The organism is Kitasatospora sp. NPDC048194 (assembly GCF_043202455.1).
Classification (GTDB): domain Bacteria; phylum Actinomycetota; class Actinomycetes; order Streptomycetales; family Streptomycetaceae; genus Kitasatospora.
Map to the genome: position 1 here is coordinate 23,758 of NZ_JBIDAK010000025.1, position 15,643 is coordinate 39,400.

Here is a 15,643-nt window from a genome sequence, read left to right on the forward strand (position 1 = left end):
TCCCCTCGTGCACAGTTCGCAAGGAGAACGCCCTCCATGACAAACCCCACGAACGGCAGGCGCCGCGGGCGTCACCGCCGCCGCCTGAGCGCCACAGCTCTGCTGCTCGCCGTACCCCTCGGCGTCGGGTCGTACTTCGTGCTCGTACACGGCGATTCCCAGGCCGCGGTGGTCGACGACGGTGCCTACTACCGGCTGATGTCGGTGCGCAGCGGCCAGGTGATGGACGTCAACGCCTTCTCCACCGCCGACGGCACCCGCATCCAGCAGTGGACCGACCAGAACACCGCCAACCAGCAGTGGCGGCTGAAGCCGACCGGGGACGGCTACTACGAGCTGGTCAACCGCAACAGCGGCAAGGTGCTGGGCATCGCGGGAGACGCGACGAACCAGGGCGCCGTCACCGAGCAGCAGACGGACCGGTCCGCTCCCTCCCAGCAGTGGCGGATCGGCGACGTGAGCGGGTCCGACGCGGTCACCTTCACCTCCCGCAGGAGCGGTCAGGCCCTGGACGTGACGGGCAGCTCCACGGACCGGGGCACGCAGATCATCCAGTGGCCCGGCTGGGGCGGTGCCAACCAGCAGTGGAAGCTGGTGAAGGTGCCCGGCACCGGCACGACGGGGTCCGGATCCGGGTCCGGCGGCGCGCAGGGCTCCGGACCGTATGTGTGGAAGAACGCGCAGGTGGTGGGTGGGGGTTACGTCACCGGGCTGGTGTTCAACCAGAAGGAGAAGGGCCTGCTGTACGCGCGCACCGACATGGGTGGTGCCTACCGGTGGGACACCGGGGCGGAGCAGTGGATCCCGCTGACGGACTTTCTCGGTGAGAAGGACTGGAACCTGCTGGGTATCGACTCGCTGGCCACCGACGCGGTCGACCCGAACCGGCTCTACCTCGCAGCGGGCACCTACACCAACGAGTGGGCGGGCAACGGGGCGATCCTGCGCTCCACCGACCAGGGCCGTTCCTTCGAGCGGATCGATCTGCCGATCAAGCTGGGCGGCAACGAACCCGGCCGCGGAGCGGGCGAGCGGCTCGTCATCGACCCCGCGAACCACGCCAACCTCCTGCTGGGCAGCCGGAAGAACGGCCTGTGGCGCAGCACCGACTACGGTTCGACGTGGCGTCAGGTCTCGTCGTTCCCGGTGAAGGACGGAGCGGGCAGTGGTGCGGGCATCTCCTTCGTGACGTACGGCCCGGCCGGCAGCAACACCGTCTACGTCGGTGTCAACGACACCTCCACGCCCCTGTACCGCTCGACGGACGGCGGCAGCAGCTGGCAGGCGGTCGCGGGGCAGCCCACCGGGCAGATGCCGCAGCACGGTGTGGTCACCGGTGACGGGTCGCTGTACCTGTCCTACAGCAACAGCATCGGCCCCATGGACGCGACGGCCGGCGCGGTCTGGAAGTACACCCCGTCCGGCGGCGGGTGGAAGAACATCACGCCCCCGCAGGGCAACTACGGGTTCTCCGGTCTGGCCGTCGACCCGCAGAAGCCGGGCACGGTGATGGTCACCACCCTGGACAAGTGGTGGCCCCAGGACGAGATCTACCGCACCACCGACGGCGGCTCCACCTGGAAAGCCCTCGCCGACCAGTCGCAGCGCGACCCCTCCGGCGCCCCTTACGTCGGTACCCACACCGGGCACTGGATGACCGCGCTGGCCATCGACCCCTTCAACTCCGGCCACGCCCTCTACGGCACCGGCAACGGCATCTGGACCACCAACGACGCCAACGCCTCCGACACCGGCGCCACCAGCCACTGGGTCTCCGGGGCCCGCGGACTGGAAGAGACCTCGCTGGCGGCCGTGATCGCCCCGCCCGGCGGCGCCACCCTCATCACCTCCATGGGTGACCAGGGCGGCTTCCGCTACGACTCCTCCGACTCCCTCAACCAGGTGCCGGCCGGCCGGATCGCGAACCCGCTGATGAGCAGCAGCAGCAGCATCGACTACGCCGGGTCCAACCCCTCGGTGATGGTCCGCGTCGGCCGTGGCGGCGCTCAGGACGGCGCCTACTCCACCGACGGCGGCCTCAACTGGAACGGCTTCACCGCCAAGCCCGTCCCCAGCGCCAACATGGGCCACGTCGCCCTCTCCGCCGACGGCTCCACCATCATCTGGGCCGAGGACGGCCAGGCCCCCTACCGCTCCACCGACAGGGGAGCCCACTGGACCAAGGTCAACGGCCTGGGCACCGACGCCGTCGTCGTCGCCGACCGCTCCACCGCCAACACCTTCTACTCCCTCACCAACGGCACCCTCAGCGCCAGCACCGACGGCGGCGCGACCTTCACCACCCGCGCCACCAACCTCCCCTCCGGCCGGCTCGTGGCCGTCCCCGGCATCAGCGGCGACCTCTGGATCTCCGGCGGCGACCGAGGACTGCTCCACTCCACCGACGGCGGCCGCACCTTCACCACCCTCACCACGGTGAAGTCCGCCTCCGCCCTCGGCTTCGGCAAGGCCAAGACCGGCACCGACTACCAGGCCCTCTACCTGATCGGCACCGTCAACAACGTCACCGGAGTCTTCCGCTCCACCGACAAGGGCGCCACCTGGATCCGCATCAACGACGACGCCCACCAGTGGGGCGCCATCGGCAGCCTCGGCGTCATCACCGGCGACCCCGACACCTACGGCCGCGTCTACATCGGCACCAACGGACGCGGTCTCCAGTACGGCGATCCTTCCTGACCGCGACCCCCTGAGCGGGGCCGCAGGCACAAGGGCCTGCGGCCCCGCCATGATTGACGGAACATCCAGGACGACACTCATCGCTCCACCCGCGGTCGCCTGCTGACCAGGCCCGCAGGTGAGCGGTTCGTCAGCGAAAGGTGGAGACATCGCGGGCGCGATCCAGACTGTGCGCGTTCGTTCCATGAAGGCACTCTGCCGAGCGTGGGAGCGTTCGATGCGCCGCCGCTGAGCCAGGGCGAAGCTCGCCTGGTGCGCCGTGGGCAATCCCGCCGCCTGCCCCGGACCCCTGCCCAGCCCGCCGCCACCACCGCACTTCGGCCGTCACCATGCACACCGCCTCCGCCGACGCCTCGGCCGCGCTTCCCTCGGTGCACCTGACGCTGTTCGCCGCCGCACCCGCCGGTCTCAAGAACCCCGACGACATCACCCGGCTCGGCGACCTGCTCTTCGTCCCGGCCGGCGACTCCGACCGCGACGACGACCAGTAGTCACCACTGCTCCGAAGCCGCCAGCCCGACATGGGCGGCGGCTTTCGACGCGTAGCAGGGCCCAGGTGCAGAAACGGTTCCAGGGCGGCGAGCTGCCATCCCACAGCACCGTCCGCGGCGAACCAGCGGTCGTTGCCCACCGTCAGTGGTTCTGGGCGCTCCGACAGCACAACCGCTACCGACCCATCCTGGCCAGCCGCCGCGTCACCAACCGGCGCCAACGATCAGCCATGTTCTGTGGCTCCTGCCCTGGACGCCCACGAATGGCACGGCGCCTGAAACTACACCCTGCGCCCCGAGCCACTTCCCCACGAACAACTCACCGCCTCAGCAGAGTTCGGCCGCTTCACCGCCGGGGACAAGGCGTCGGCCCGGCTGCACCACCCCAGCCTGACCGGCATGGAAGCCCCGGCGTGGAGCGAACTGCAGCAGTGCTATCGCCGGTACCTCACCGACCATCCGCCGATCACGATCCCGGGCAGGAAGACCGGGCCGGGCCTCGGCAGCTGCTATCTGTCCGCTTCCGACCGCTCGCTGGTCGGCGTGCTCAAGGCCCCCTGGAAGATCCACAACCCTCCGCTCGCAGCCCTTCTCGGCACCTCCCGGGCACGGATCACCGAGGCAGTCCACGAAGCGAACCGAATCCTCGACGCCCTCGGCCATCCCATCCCCCGCAGCGCGATCACCGTGACCACGGCCGACCTACTCGCCGCCATCGCAGGCCACACCTTGATCCCCGACGAACCCGCCAAGAACAGTAAGTAATTCTTCGTCAGCTCCCTGGCGACAGGCCCTGTCGGTGCGCACTTGATCGGTGCCAGAAAGCGTCAAGTGCGAACCCGTCAGACCAAGCCTGCGATCACGGCAAGCAACCATCGAAACCATAGTTGTGACCGTCAGAGCAGACATAAAGGTAGGAACGACGCAGATAGTCACCGGTTCACGACGCCAAGCGGCCTTCACCCCCGGTGTCGAACCGTGAAACCGTGAGACGAATGTGAGAGGCAAGCCCCGGAGTACGCCGAAGGCCGCTTTCTCGCGAACGAGAAAACGGCCTCTGACCTGCGACAATGGGGCGAACCCCAGTCGGGACGACAGGATTTGAACCTGCGACCCCTTGACCCCCAGCGGCCGAAATCAAGGGGTTTGGTGTCCACTCCGTCCATCCAGTTCACAAACGCCCAGGTCAGCGCCATAGGCTCCGGCGAGGCAAAGGGGGTCCGTGACACGGGTGTGACACGGCCAGGGAGTCACGTGCGGGATGCGTCTCTATATATAGGGGACAAACCCTCTCTCTACGGCATGCCCGTGAGGTCACCAGAAGCCCCAGGACGAACGGTGCCCAGCCGATGGATCTTCTCCCAGTAAGGCGCGAAGCGCCTGCCTAGTGGATCTTCATGCCCCCACAGGCGATCTCGGTGAGGTGCGGGGGCCACCGCTTGACACTCGGCTGCATGGCGCATGGTCTGGAAGAGGGTCCTCGTTTCGGGAGGTCCGGCCATGCGACAGGCGAAGATCGAAGCCTTCTACGAGCAAGCCGAACAGCTGGAGGAAGATGGCCAGCTTGCCGAAGCTGAGAAGTACTACCGCAAGGCAGCCGAAGCAGGCTACACGCCGGCCGCACTGAGCCTCGCCGACATGCTTGACGATCAAGACCGCCAGGACGAAGCCGAGCACTGGTACACCATGGCGGCGCGTGCGGGTGATCCGGTCGCCATCATCAACCTGGGTGGCCTGCTCAGTGCCCGGGGCCAGGAGGACGACGCGCGAAAGCTCTGGGAAGTCGTCGCCAACTCCACAGATCTCCTCGCGGGTACCGCCTGCTACTGCCTGGGACGCTCCTACAAGGAGCATGGCCACCTCGGGGACGCCCAGCACTGGCTTGCCAAGGGTGCTGCCGCAGGGTCCGAGGAAGCACGTGTCGAGCTGGACGCCCTCACCGCGGCCGACATGCAGCGACTGTTCCGCCGCGACACCTGACTCGTGAACGGGGCAGACGACCTCGGTGAGGCGCGGGAGCCAGGCAAGGGGTCGAGTCTTGGGCAGCACCCGCGCCCCTAGATCAGCCTAATCCCCGCCGATGATCACAAGGGGGCAGATCGCCCGGACTGGAGCTTCCCCCGTAGTGCTGATGTTGCTTAAGTGGGAGACTGAATGTAAAGGGCTCCTCACAAGCGGGCTTTCAGGACCCGTGTCAGATTTCTGGGGAGACAGGTGAGCCCCCATGCATGCAGCGTCACATGGACAATTGCCAGTGGGTAAGTGGAAACACTTTTGGCAGCTTCTGGCTGGCGCAGTACTTATCTTGCTGATCGTTTACTTCGTCGCGCTAGCTGCGGGTTTGATCGGTCAGCAGAACCACTTGAGTGCGCTAGATCTTATTGTGATCATTGTTGCCGTTGTCATTGCCACCGGCCTTGCCAATTCATACATTTTTACAAAGTTTTCAGCCACTCGCCACGGCCTTGAATTTGGGCTTGAAAATGTAGAAAAAGCACAACGGGAGATCGGCCTCAAGCAGAATAAACTTGCCTCCGGCCAGGAGGGCATTAAGGAAGACCTTGAGATGCTCGAACTGATCATGATGGCTCTCGTTAAACAGTACGAGGAAATGCATCTGCGCAACCTCGCAAAGGACGGGCCATATCGTGTTCAGCATCGTGACTCAATGATGAAAGAACTCACGCAGCTCTATGATCTGGGTTACCTTACACCCAAGAAAGCCGGCGGCTTGGATGCCATCACCGCCGACCATGCAGGGAGTGGCGATCATTTCGACCTCAAGGAGTACCTAGAGGTCACCCCCAGAGGGATGAAGTTCTTGGAGATCTATAACAGATATGTCAAGGCGACTGCGGCTTAATGTCGAGACTTCGAGCGCCCGCGCGCCGAAACGGAGTCTACTGCGCCCGCCCACAGTCTGAGGCATCCAAGCCATGATTACGCAGCCCAGACTGTTGTTTTCGTCAAGAAGATCACCCGCCAATCTTTGTAATCTTTCTTACAGCCTTTGTTGCTGCCGCTTCGTATAATCCGTCCTCATATGTCAGAACGGGAACAGCAAATACCAAAGATCAACGACCGGGCGATAGCACAGGCCCTCGGGGCAGATGTCTCACCGATCGTGGATCCCGCCTACGGCGATGGCCAGCACTTTCAGGTGCGCGGCAACGCCGACAAGACGTTTCTGAGCCTGGACACCTTTCCTGAGTCGGGGGTTTCTCGGATCACCACCAAGGGTGCCCGGATTGAGCTGTTCGGTGGGTCGCTTCCTGCAATCGAGCCTGACGAAGGCATAGTCTTTCTCCAGAAGGACGAGAACCACGAACACTCAACCGTTGCCCTCCACCCTGACGGCGCGATCACCATGGGCTATCAGGTCGACGCGGGCCCGACCCCCGTCGCCGGCCTGCCGCAGGACCTGGAGGACACCGAGGAGATCATCACGCGCGACGAAGCGGTCGTGGAGCCGGCCACGCAGAAGCCCGCCCGCACCCAGTTCGCCAAACCACCCAAGAGACCAGTGCGCCCCACCGATGAGGTGTTGGTTCAGATGGTTGAGGCACACCCCCATGGTGGTGCTGCTCCTATCCCGACGACGTCGGCTTCCGAGGAAGACCCCCTGGCAACAGCCCGTCGTGTCCGTCAGCACGACCAGGCCGCCGAGAGCAAGGCGACAGCATCCCGAGAGAAGACCGAGGAGGAACGAGAGCGCGTCAAGCTCACCGGCCGGCTCGGGAGAAACCCCACCATCCGTGAGACCGCGGGCGGCAAGCTCGTTGCCAAGTTCCCCCTGGCCCTGCACAACGACGATGGCACCACCACTTGGCGGGACGTCCTCGCCTTCGGGGAACGCGCTGCGGCGCTTCGCAAGCGGGTCGAGGCCGGCGAGCTGGTGAAGGGGCGGGAAGTCGACGTCGTCGGCTACCTCCACGAGCGGGACTATAAAGGACGAGACGGTTCAGACAAAGTGGCACAGGAGATATACTCAGTCGCCATCAAACGGCGATAGGCTCGTTTCACCATAACAACCAGCCTCGTAATCTTCCGTGCGCAGTAAGGGCTCTCCGAGAGGGGAGTCTTTTTGCGTATTGACGGAATGTGGCCGATTATGCAATATAGAAATATATGCCAGAAGGAGGAGAGCAACCAAAACCAGAAGAGGGGAGCGCCGATTCCCAGCCGAGGACCAATGAGGATCGCATAGTTGATGCGCTCGTCAAGACAGGCCTTTCGAGCACCGAAAGCAGGAAGCTTGTCCAGCTCGAAAGACAGAGGGACGAGGAGTTGGCCTTTGCCGAGGCAGAGCAGCGAGAATGGGATGAGAAGCCACCGCAGGAGCGGTTTGAGGCCTTAGCGAAACAGCTTGGCTTCAGGGCTCGGCAGGAAGTATTGCGCCCAAATCCGGATGGCACGCAGACACCGCTTGTCTCATATGAGGCCGGCATCATCGCTTCTGAGGAAGCCGGGCAATTAGCTGCTTTACGCATGCAAGCTGCTGCCGCTGGAATGCAGGAAGCCATGTCACCCCTTATCCTTCCATACCACGGAATTGAATCAGGGTATCTAAGGGCCCGCACTGGTGAGGGATATGAACGGATGGAGCCGGGTACCTATATCCAGCTGGTGTACGAGAAGCCTACTGACACCCCGGGCGCCACGCACGAGCCCCAGCGCTAGGCTGGAGACACCACCAGGCTTCCGCCCCACTGCTTTGCGTGTGGAGGCGTCATGGCTCGCGCTCCGGACTTCTTGCTCGGCGTGGACGAGGCTGGCCAGCCCGTGTACCTCCCTGACAGCGCGCGCGACGAGCACACAGTCATCCTCGGTGCCACCGGCACCGGCAAGAGCACTCTGCTCCAGCGGCTTGTACTTCATGACCTCGCTACCGAGACCTCATGCATCGTCATCGACGCGCACGGTGACATCACCCGCGGCATCTTGGACCGGGCGTCGCCCGAGGCGCACCTATACCAGCTAGCGGTCTGGCCCGACCGACCCTTCGGCCTCAACCTCCTGGAACTGGATGAGCCAGCTCATTTGGACAAGCGGGCTGAGGAGGCCCTGCTTGTCTTCAAGCGCGTCTTCCAGGAAGAGCGTGCTTGGCAACCCCAACTTGAGCACGATCTCCGCTTGCTGTTCCGTACGCTCCTAGCTTCGGACTGCACGCTAGTTGAGGCACTTGACTTGCTCACCGATGCTGCGATACGCGAACAGCTCATCGCCCGAGTTACCGAGCCGATGGACCGTGCTTCATGGAAACTACTCCAAGCCCTTTCTACCCGAGATCTTGACAGCAGGCTGCAACCTCTCTTTTCCCGGCTCCAGCCACTGCTGGCTTCGCGCACCATCCGGTGCATTGTCGGCCAGTCTCGCACCACTGCTCCACTAGATGAGGTTCTGAACATTCCTGGCTTTGCCCTCCTTGTAAGTCTGCCTATCGGTGGATCAGGCTCGGAGGCGCAGAGCCGCCTCCTCGGAAGCCTGCTTGTCTGCGCTCTCTCGCAGATGGTGTTTGAGCGCATCAACAAACAGGAGGCACTGCATACCCGCTTGCACATCTACCTTGACGAGTACGGCCGCTTTGCCACAAACACCACGGCCCGGTTCTTCAGTGAGGCGCGCAAGTTCAATGTAGGCCTAACAGTTGCCCATCAAACAATGGCTGACGTGCAGGGAACAGATAACGACAAGCTCGAATTCCAGGCGGGTGCCGTTATCTGCTTTCACCCAGTTGCGGAAGATGCTGAGCAGTTCGCTAAGTCAGTGGAGGTGAAGCCTCGGCCGGCGCAGCTTGAGCGGATTACGGAGACAGATGGGACCGAGCCGGAACTAGCGATATGCCAGGATCCTGTGAGTCACCTAACCTCTCCACGCGGCGGTCATCGTTCACCAATTGTCCGCTCAGCTGCTCGTGAAGTATTGCAGCCTGCGCCAGGTGGTTCCACTGAGACTACCCGTCGACAGATAGGTGACCAGCAAGCGCTCATCAACCGACTACTGGTCGATGTGATGGAAGGGAGGGTCAAACCAGACACCCCATCGTTTTTCGATGCTGCGGCAAAAATCCTCAACGAGGGGGCAATGTCTCGTCATCCTGCTGCTGGCTACTGGCCATATGTTGCCGAGAAGGAGTACCGCGCGCTTACCCAAGCCTACGTCTTACAGCTCCCATTGCAGTGGAACCTGCTCCGCCAGGCACGGCCGATCATCGAGCTACCACCGTTACAGGAGGACCGCTATAAGCGGATGCCATTCAATCCCAGCTTTGTGCCTCGATCTACTCACAAGACGTTCGTTGAGGCAGTGCACAACGATGATCTTGCCCACCGCTCGACAAGGTACGAAGATCTATCAAAGAGACCGGGCTACCAAAAGGATCTTGAGGCCCGCGCACGCAGCTACATGGAGGAAGCCGCTAGGTATATCCACTACCTCTATGTGCTCTGTGAGAACCTCGCTGCCGACCCAATAATGGTGCCTTCCGGGCAGACCAAGCCGCGGATCCGGGTCAGATATGAGAGGACGCCTGAGCAGAGCGTCAAAGATGCCCGCGATACACTGGCAAACAACCTCTTCAAACTGGCGAAGGGCGAGGCATACCTCAAGTTGCGCTCAGGGGTGAAGACTCCCGTTACCGCCAAGGTCATCCTTCCGGAAGCAGAGCCGCAGGAGGGGAGCATTGCCTACTTCCGCAATCGGATTCCCGGAATGCCGGATCACACGCCGAGTCCTGCCTTCGAGTACCGCTTGGAGAAGTGCAAGGAGTGGTTCGGCACGCCGCGGGAGCAGGTAGAACGAGAAATCCGGCAGCGTCGCGAACGCACCCTTCCCCCAGCCCCTCCGCGCTCGCAAGACAATCCAGACCCACCTCGTCGTAGCGCCTCGAATTCCCCAACCCGGGTGCAGGAACAGTCCAAGCCCGGCCTCATTGGCAGGAGGACACCGAAGCCGCCCCTCATTGGGCGCCGCTCGCCGCCCAAGAAGGCACCCCAGCCAGAGCCTCAGAACATCCGAGTTTCCGACCTGGCGCAGGAGCTGGGCGTGGCCCCGCGGATGGTGATGTCTGTACTTAAGCGCCTCGGTGTGCAGAACCCGTTCGAAGCGTTCACCATTGAGCCCAAGGTCGCCGATCAAGCACGGCAGATGTTGGAGGTAAAGCGGGAGATCGAGTAGCCCGTTCTCTTACACGACGCATACCGCTTGTCGGTAAGAATTCTCACGCCTGTCTGCCAAAGTGGCTGCATGGAGTACGCCATACCTGCCATGGAGCACCAACCACCACGAGTGACCCGTGACCGCCTCGGTGACGCCGACGGCGCGATTCTGCGCAGCGTGAACCGCTTCCAATACGTGACCGCTGCCCAGCTCGGCCGGCTGCTCTACCCCAACGCACATGATGACAACCGGTACATGCAGCGCCGGCTCCGTCGTCTGGCAGACGAGGGCTACCTCCTCCGGCTTCGCGAGCTGCCCCAGCCCCGGGTGGGTTCAGCACCCCATGTCTTCACCCTGGCCGACCGGGGCCGCAAGCACCTTGAGACACAGGGCGTTGCCCTGGCGAGTCCGTACTTCCGCCCGGGAGAGGAGCGGGAGAAGGCCCAGGACAACCCGTTCATGGAACACACGCTTGCCGCGGTCGATGTCCTCATCGCCGCTGATGTCCTCGCCCGGGACCACCCGGACGTCTCCATCCCCCGCTTGTTCACCGAGCGCCAGCTCAAACGACGGGCAGTCCACGTGCAGCCGGCGGGTTATCCGGACGCCCCCAGGACAGCCGTGATTCCCGATGCCTGGTTTGAGGTCCTGGTTCTCGATGAGTCAGTGTGCGTTGCCTTGGAGCTGGACCGCGGGACCGAGCAGCAGAAGTACTGGCGCCGGAAGATCTCCGCCCTCACGGCCTGGGCCATCGGCTCGTACCGCTCAGACATGCAAGCGCAGAACCTGACAGTGGCGACCGTTGTGCCGCATACCTCCCGGCGGAAGCAACTTGCCGCCTGGACGGCCCAGGAACTTGCCCGGATCGGCTATCGCGAGCTGTGCGACGTGTTCCTCTTCACCGAGGTCTCGCCCGTCGAAGCTCCGGTTGCGACCTTCTTCTTTAGCGAGGTCTGGTTCCCCGCCGGCAGTGCCACACCCGTTGCCCTGCTCGACCTGCCGGAGGAGGGGCAGGTCTCCTAACTCCCCTTCCCCATGGGCGTGTTCGGCTGGTCGCACAGCCATCCTCGCATTCTCCTTGGGACATATCGCAGCCACTACGTCTTCCCCCGGACGCTCTCGCTCACCCCGGAGCAAGCCCGGGTACACACGCATGTCCTGGGCAAAACCGGCTCGGGCAAGAGCTGCTTCCTCGCCTCCATGTTCCTCGCGCTGCATCGTGCCGGGATGCCGGCGACCCTCATCGATCCCCACGGGGACCTGGCGCGCCTGGTGCTCACCCACCTGGTTGCCGAGGGTGCTCTTCGGACTCCTGCGCAGCGGTCACGGCTGCTGTATCTAGACATCCCCCGTGCCGCGTCGGTAGGACGATTCCTCCCGTTCAACGTCCTCGCCCAGCCCTACGACGACCACGCCATGGCCGAGCACATCGCCGAGGCAGCACGGAGGGCCTGGCCCGAACTCGCCCATGGTGCACCAACGTTCGAGAACATCCTCAAGCACTCCGTGATTGCTCTGCGCCAGGCAGGCCTGCCCCTGACGAAGCTCTCAGACCTCCTGGTCGACCCCGTGCTGCGGACCACCGTCCTTGCCCGGGTCACCGATCCCCAGGTGGTGCGGTTCTTCCGCCTGCGTGTGGATCAGTGGGGACGGGACGCACCGCTGATGAAGGAGTCGACCCTCAACCGGGCAGATCTGCTGACCCTCTCCCCGGTGCTCCGCTTCGCCCTGGGCCACCAGGACAACGCCCTGGACTTCCGCCGGATCCTGGACGAGGGTCAAAGCCTCATCATCAACCTGGCTCTCCCCTCCCCTGATGTCCGCCGGCTGTTCGGGTGTCTGCTCACCGTGGGCATGGAAGCGGCAGCACTGAGCAGGGCGAGCATGGGTATCACCCGCCCACGGGTGTCCCACCACCTGTTCCTGGACGAGTTCTCCCAGTTCATGGCCCAGTCGGAAGAATCCCTTACCAGGATGCTCTCGGAGACACGGAAGTACAGCCTGTTCTGTGTCATGGCGCACCAGAACTGGAGCCAAGCCTCAGACCGCCTCAAGGGAGCGCTCCAGAACGTCGGCTTGGAGGTCATCCTCAAGGCCGGCCGACCCGATGCCGAGTACTCAGCCCGCATGTTCGGCACCGTGGATCCCGACGAGGTCAAGCACACCGTTTCGGACGAGGCCGCTGAGGAGCGCACCCACCCTGCCTACCGACCCCTCCAGGAGCAGTGGGAGCGCCAGGTCCAATGGGTCCAACAACTCCACACCGGCCAGGCCTACGTCCGTCTCCCCGACGACACAGTGCAGAAGGTCAGGACCCCGACCCTTCCCCATCTGGACGTCAACCCTGCGGAGGTCACCGCAGTCGAGGACGACTACCTCACCCGGCTCTTCCACCCCGCTCCCGAAGCAGGCACCATCAGCAGCCCACCACCCATCTCCCGCCGGCGCATGCACGAAGAGGTCCAGGAGTTCACCACACCCAGAACGGTGTTTCCCAGACCCCTGGTAAAGGCAGACAGAAAAAGGTTCGGGGATTGATTTCGAGGGGCGATATTTGCTATAAGTAGGATATGTTCACCGATGATCAATTAAATCAGCTCACCAAACTGCTAGCTCCGATTTTGGAGGGGCAGGAAGCACTCAAGCACGAAGTGGCCGAGCTCAGAGCGGATTTCAACGGGTAGACATCTCTCCCCCGACCTATCGTTCCCTTTTCCTTCCTTAATTGGCGGCTTTTCCAGGTTGGCCGGCGGGTCAAGGAGCCGGAGGCCCCCGAAGGGGCTTGTCCTTGACGCGGTGGGCAGGCCGGAACATCATGCGCCATAAGGAAGAAAACGAACCCATAGCCCTCGCCAGCAGTTACACCCCATGTCGCAGAATAAAAGTTCTGCACCACCCCACCGTGCCCAACTACCCATCCACCAGCGACATGTGATCCTGTAGTAGTTTCCCCTTCCCTTTTTCAGCCTCCGGCCCTTCTGTCGCCGGGGGCTTTTCGTTGCCATCCCATTTTGCCTCTTGCTTTATCCTGTAGTTTTTGGTATAAGCAGAGCGGAGAATTAATTCTCCAGTTCTTTGAAAAGGTATCTAGTTAAGCAAGGAGTTTCTGGTGGCAGAAATTTTTTTTGGTATCCCTGGGATCCCTCTTGGGCCTTGGCGCAGGAGTCGCCTGGGTTAGACTCTGTGTCCTTCTTAAGCGGCTTCCTTGAACAAGGTAGCTTTCGCGGCAGGACTTCGAGTCCCGCTGAGGGCTCGCCCAACCTAACGCATCCATCTCGCACCGAGAGGAGGTGAACCGACATGACTCCCGCGGAAGTAGCAGCGCTTAAGCGGCACTATCGTAAGGTCACTAGGCAGCGTTACGAGGTGGAGGAAAAGTACGAAGAGGCCGAATGGCATTTTCGTGTATCCAATAGACGGCGTAACGAAGCCGCAAGGCAGTACAGGGAAGCCGATAAGCAGCTCAGAGAAGCCACAAGGCAACTCAACGAAGCTCGAAAGCAGCGCGATAATTCTCGCGAAGCCGCTCAGGAAGCATCAAGGCAGTACTTGAATGCGCTTGGTGCGGTTTGTGCCGCTCGGAGATACCTCACCTTAACTCTTTGACTCAACAATCAGATACCAACTAAAGAACAAACAACTCAGTCTCATCTGACTGGCGCGGGCATGCTGTCTGCTACGACCTTAAGGTCAACCAGCCGCGTGGGGCTTTGAAAATAATTGGGGGTCTATGAATGTGAAACGATGTGCTCTATTACGGCACCTTGGCTACCAAGCCGTTCACATCCACATACGACCCCCTTTTTCTTGCTTTTCGGTCTTTCAGCGGCTAGTTAACGTGTTGCCAGATGATGTCACCAATCCTGGTGATCCTTGCTTCGACCCGCTCATACTCCGGCTCGCTTGCCTGGATGTTAGCCAGTGCGTCCTGTACGTATGAGAGCTTCCTCGCCCATCGCATGAAGGCGCTAAAGACGACATCGTCAAGGCTACGTCCGGCCTCCTGTGCCTCAAGCCGCAAGCCTTGCAATTCCTCCGGCTTAATGTCGTATGCGAAGGTATCTTCCCCTCCGCTCAGGACAACGTCTCCAGGCTGTCCTACTGTTTCAATCTTGCATGGAATGTAGACGCGAAACGGCTTTTGCATAGGCCGACGTATTATACCAAAAAGAGAGCCACCCTCCCCATGGCGGCTCTCGCAACAAACCTATGGTTGCACTAAGTTGCTATAATTACATGGGGGCGAAGCGGCGTTAGATCGCCGCCACATCGGAGTTGATCGTCCGATGTATGAAAGCTTGCGGGTAATCGGCCGGAATCCTTGGTAAGTCCGGAACCCTTACAGGTAAAACGAGCCGTCAGGATGTGGAGCATGGTGGGTGCTAGTCCCACCCGCCCCTCTTTTCTACACATAGAAGAGAGACCCACAGTGGGTCTCTCTTCACTCCACACCTACTTCTCTGGTGCACCAGGAAGGATTATGATGTTTATTCCTCCTGGCCCTGTATCCGGGTCAGGATGGATCGTCCCATGCACACCCTTGATATCCTCACCGCTTCGGTCATACGAAACGTGCGCCTGGGCGTCTCCGTTGTAGACAGTGATGTGCTGCCACCCATCCGGAAGCAGATGAATGACTCCTCCAGTTGCACCCGGAGGCAGGAGGTTTCCGTCCCAAGGTGCCCCCTGCACCGGCGACGTCGGATCGTTTGAGTCTTGCTGTTCGTCCGCCGGCTCTTCCGGTTCCACTTCGACCGGCCGCTCCCAGCGGTTGTAGCTGGACGAGTAACGGCCGGAGCCGAAGACTGACGGATCACCGCCGCTGGATCCACCGCCATAGGCGCCTGGTGTGACTGGCATGGCCTTCCCCTTTCCCTCTGCCCGAGGGTTCTCCTCCGAGCTGGTTGGGTCGTGGACTGTCGAGTGTGACCCGGGTCACGCCGGACGCCAAGCGATTCCATCACCGATTTTTCTGATGGGATAGCAGATAAGGATTGGCTTGCCTTGGAAGGCCATTGAGAGTGGCCTGGAAGCTTTACCCACCTCGATCGGCTGGGACCCCCGAAGCGGGGAGCCCTCATCAGGGCTTCAAGGGGCAGGCGGCAGCTGCCCCGATGTGCCGGCGAGCGTACGGCCTCCCCGCTCCCCAACCGCTCCAGGACACCGGCCAAACCTTCCAGGGGATCAGCCTGCCGGCCTGTGCCACCTTCCTCGCGCAAACTTCCGCAAACGCATAGTGGTCGGGCCGTTGCATGCTGCAAGATCGGACACACTGATCGTCCACCCCACGCAGG

The 15,643-nt window shown here is 62.3% G+C and carries 10 protein-coding genes and 1 tRNA gene; 10 read left to right on the top strand and 1 reads right to left on the bottom strand.

What is annotated here, in order from left to right; genetic code table 11:
* The first annotated feature begins 36 nt into the window (after positions 1-36).
* From ACGF07_RS26055 to ACGF07_RS26065, 3 genes are all read left to right on the top strand, one after another.
* Complete coding sequence (locus ACGF07_RS26055) at positions 37-2,700, top strand: RICIN domain-containing protein (protein WP_392902515.1); 2,664 nt, start codon at positions 37-39, stop codon at positions 2,698-2,700.
* 329 nt (positions 2,701-3,029) lie between these two features.
* Positions 3,030-3,191, top strand: coding sequence for a hypothetical protein (locus tag ACGF07_RS26060; protein ID WP_392902517.1), 162 nt, complete (start codon positions 3,030-3,032; stop codon positions 3,189-3,191).
* A 399-nt stretch (positions 3,192-3,590) separates the two neighbouring features.
* The gene (locus ACGF07_RS26065; protein ID WP_392902520.1) at positions 3,591-3,956 is read left to right on the top strand and encodes a hypothetical protein; all 366 of its coding nucleotides are present in this window, start codon (positions 3,591-3,593) and stop codon (positions 3,954-3,956) included.
* A 321-nt stretch (positions 3,957-4,277) separates the two neighbouring features.
* On the opposite strand, the gene ACGF07_RS26070 is transcribed toward ACGF07_RS26065, so the two are convergent.
* Positions 4,278-4,376, bottom strand: a tRNA-OTHER gene (locus ACGF07_RS26070).
* Positions 4,377-4,691: 315 nt separating this feature from the next.
* Between ACGF07_RS26070 and ACGF07_RS26075 the strand changes: the two genes are divergently transcribed.
* The 7 genes from ACGF07_RS26075 to ACGF07_RS26105 all read left to right on the top strand — a co-directional run bounded on the left by ACGF07_RS26075 (position 4,692) and on the right by ACGF07_RS26105 (position 12,887).
* Positions 4,692-5,171: a hypothetical protein gene (locus ACGF07_RS26075; protein WP_392902522.1), complete on the top strand. Its 480-nt coding sequence runs from the start codon at positions 4,692-4,694 to the stop codon at positions 5,169-5,171.
* 274 nt (positions 5,172-5,445) lie between these two features.
* The gene (locus ACGF07_RS26080) at positions 5,446-6,054 is read left to right on the top strand and encodes a hypothetical protein (RefSeq protein WP_392902525.1); all 609 of its coding nucleotides are present in this window, start codon (positions 5,446-5,448) and stop codon (positions 6,052-6,054) included.
* Positions 6,055-6,234: 180 nt separating this feature from the next.
* Positions 6,235-7,203: a single-stranded DNA-binding protein gene (locus ACGF07_RS26085; protein ID WP_392902527.1), complete on the top strand. Its 969-nt coding sequence runs from the start codon at positions 6,235-6,237 to the stop codon at positions 7,201-7,203.
* A gap of 116 nt (positions 7,204-7,319) precedes the next feature.
* The gene (locus ACGF07_RS26090) at positions 7,320-7,871 is read left to right on the top strand and encodes a hypothetical protein (protein ID WP_392902529.1); all 552 of its coding nucleotides are present in this window, start codon (positions 7,320-7,322) and stop codon (positions 7,869-7,871) included.
* Positions 7,872-7,922: 51 nt separating this feature from the next.
* Positions 7,923-10,367 (top strand): helicase HerA domain-containing protein, encoded by a 2,445-nt coding sequence (locus tag ACGF07_RS26095; protein ID WP_392902531.1) that lies wholly within the window; start codon positions 7,923-7,925, stop codon positions 10,365-10,367.
* 69 nt (positions 10,368-10,436) lie between these two features.
* The gene (locus ACGF07_RS26100) at positions 10,437-11,372 is read left to right on the top strand and encodes a replication-relaxation family protein (RefSeq protein ID WP_392902533.1); all 936 of its coding nucleotides are present in this window, start codon (positions 10,437-10,439) and stop codon (positions 11,370-11,372) included.
* Positions 11,373-11,384: 12 nt separating this feature from the next.
* Complete coding sequence (locus tag ACGF07_RS26105) at positions 11,385-12,887, top strand: type IV secretory system conjugative DNA transfer family protein (protein WP_392902535.1); 1,503 nt, start codon at positions 11,385-11,387, stop codon at positions 12,885-12,887.
* Positions 12,888-15,643: the final 2,756 nt, after the last annotated feature.

Coding starts and splice junctions, on each gene's coding strand:
- ACGF07_RS26100 (WP_392902533.1), top strand. CDS start 10,437: ATGGAGTACGCCATACCTGCCATGGAGCACCAACCACCACGAGTGACC.
- ACGF07_RS26055 (WP_392902515.1), top strand. CDS start 37: ATGACAAACCCCACGAACGGCAGGCGCCGCGGGCGTCACCGCCGCCGC.
- ACGF07_RS26095 (WP_392902531.1), top strand. CDS start 7,923: ATGGCTCGCGCTCCGGACTTCTTGCTCGGCGTGGACGAGGCTGGCCAG.
- ACGF07_RS26090 (WP_392902529.1), top strand. CDS start 7,320: ATGCCAGAAGGAGGAGAGCAACCAAAACCAGAAGAGGGGAGCGCCGAT.
- ACGF07_RS26065 (WP_392902520.1), top strand. CDS start 3,591: ATGGAAGCCCCGGCGTGGAGCGAACTGCAGCAGTGCTATCGCCGGTAC.
- ACGF07_RS26085 (WP_392902527.1), top strand. CDS start 6,235: ATGTCAGAACGGGAACAGCAAATACCAAAGATCAACGACCGGGCGATA.
- ACGF07_RS26060 (WP_392902517.1), top strand. CDS start 3,030: ATGCACACCGCCTCCGCCGACGCCTCGGCCGCGCTTCCCTCGGTGCAC.
- ACGF07_RS26075 (WP_392902522.1), top strand. CDS start 4,692: ATGCGACAGGCGAAGATCGAAGCCTTCTACGAGCAAGCCGAACAGCTG.
- ACGF07_RS26105 (WP_392902535.1), top strand. CDS start 11,385: ATGGGCGTGTTCGGCTGGTCGCACAGCCATCCTCGCATTCTCCTTGGG.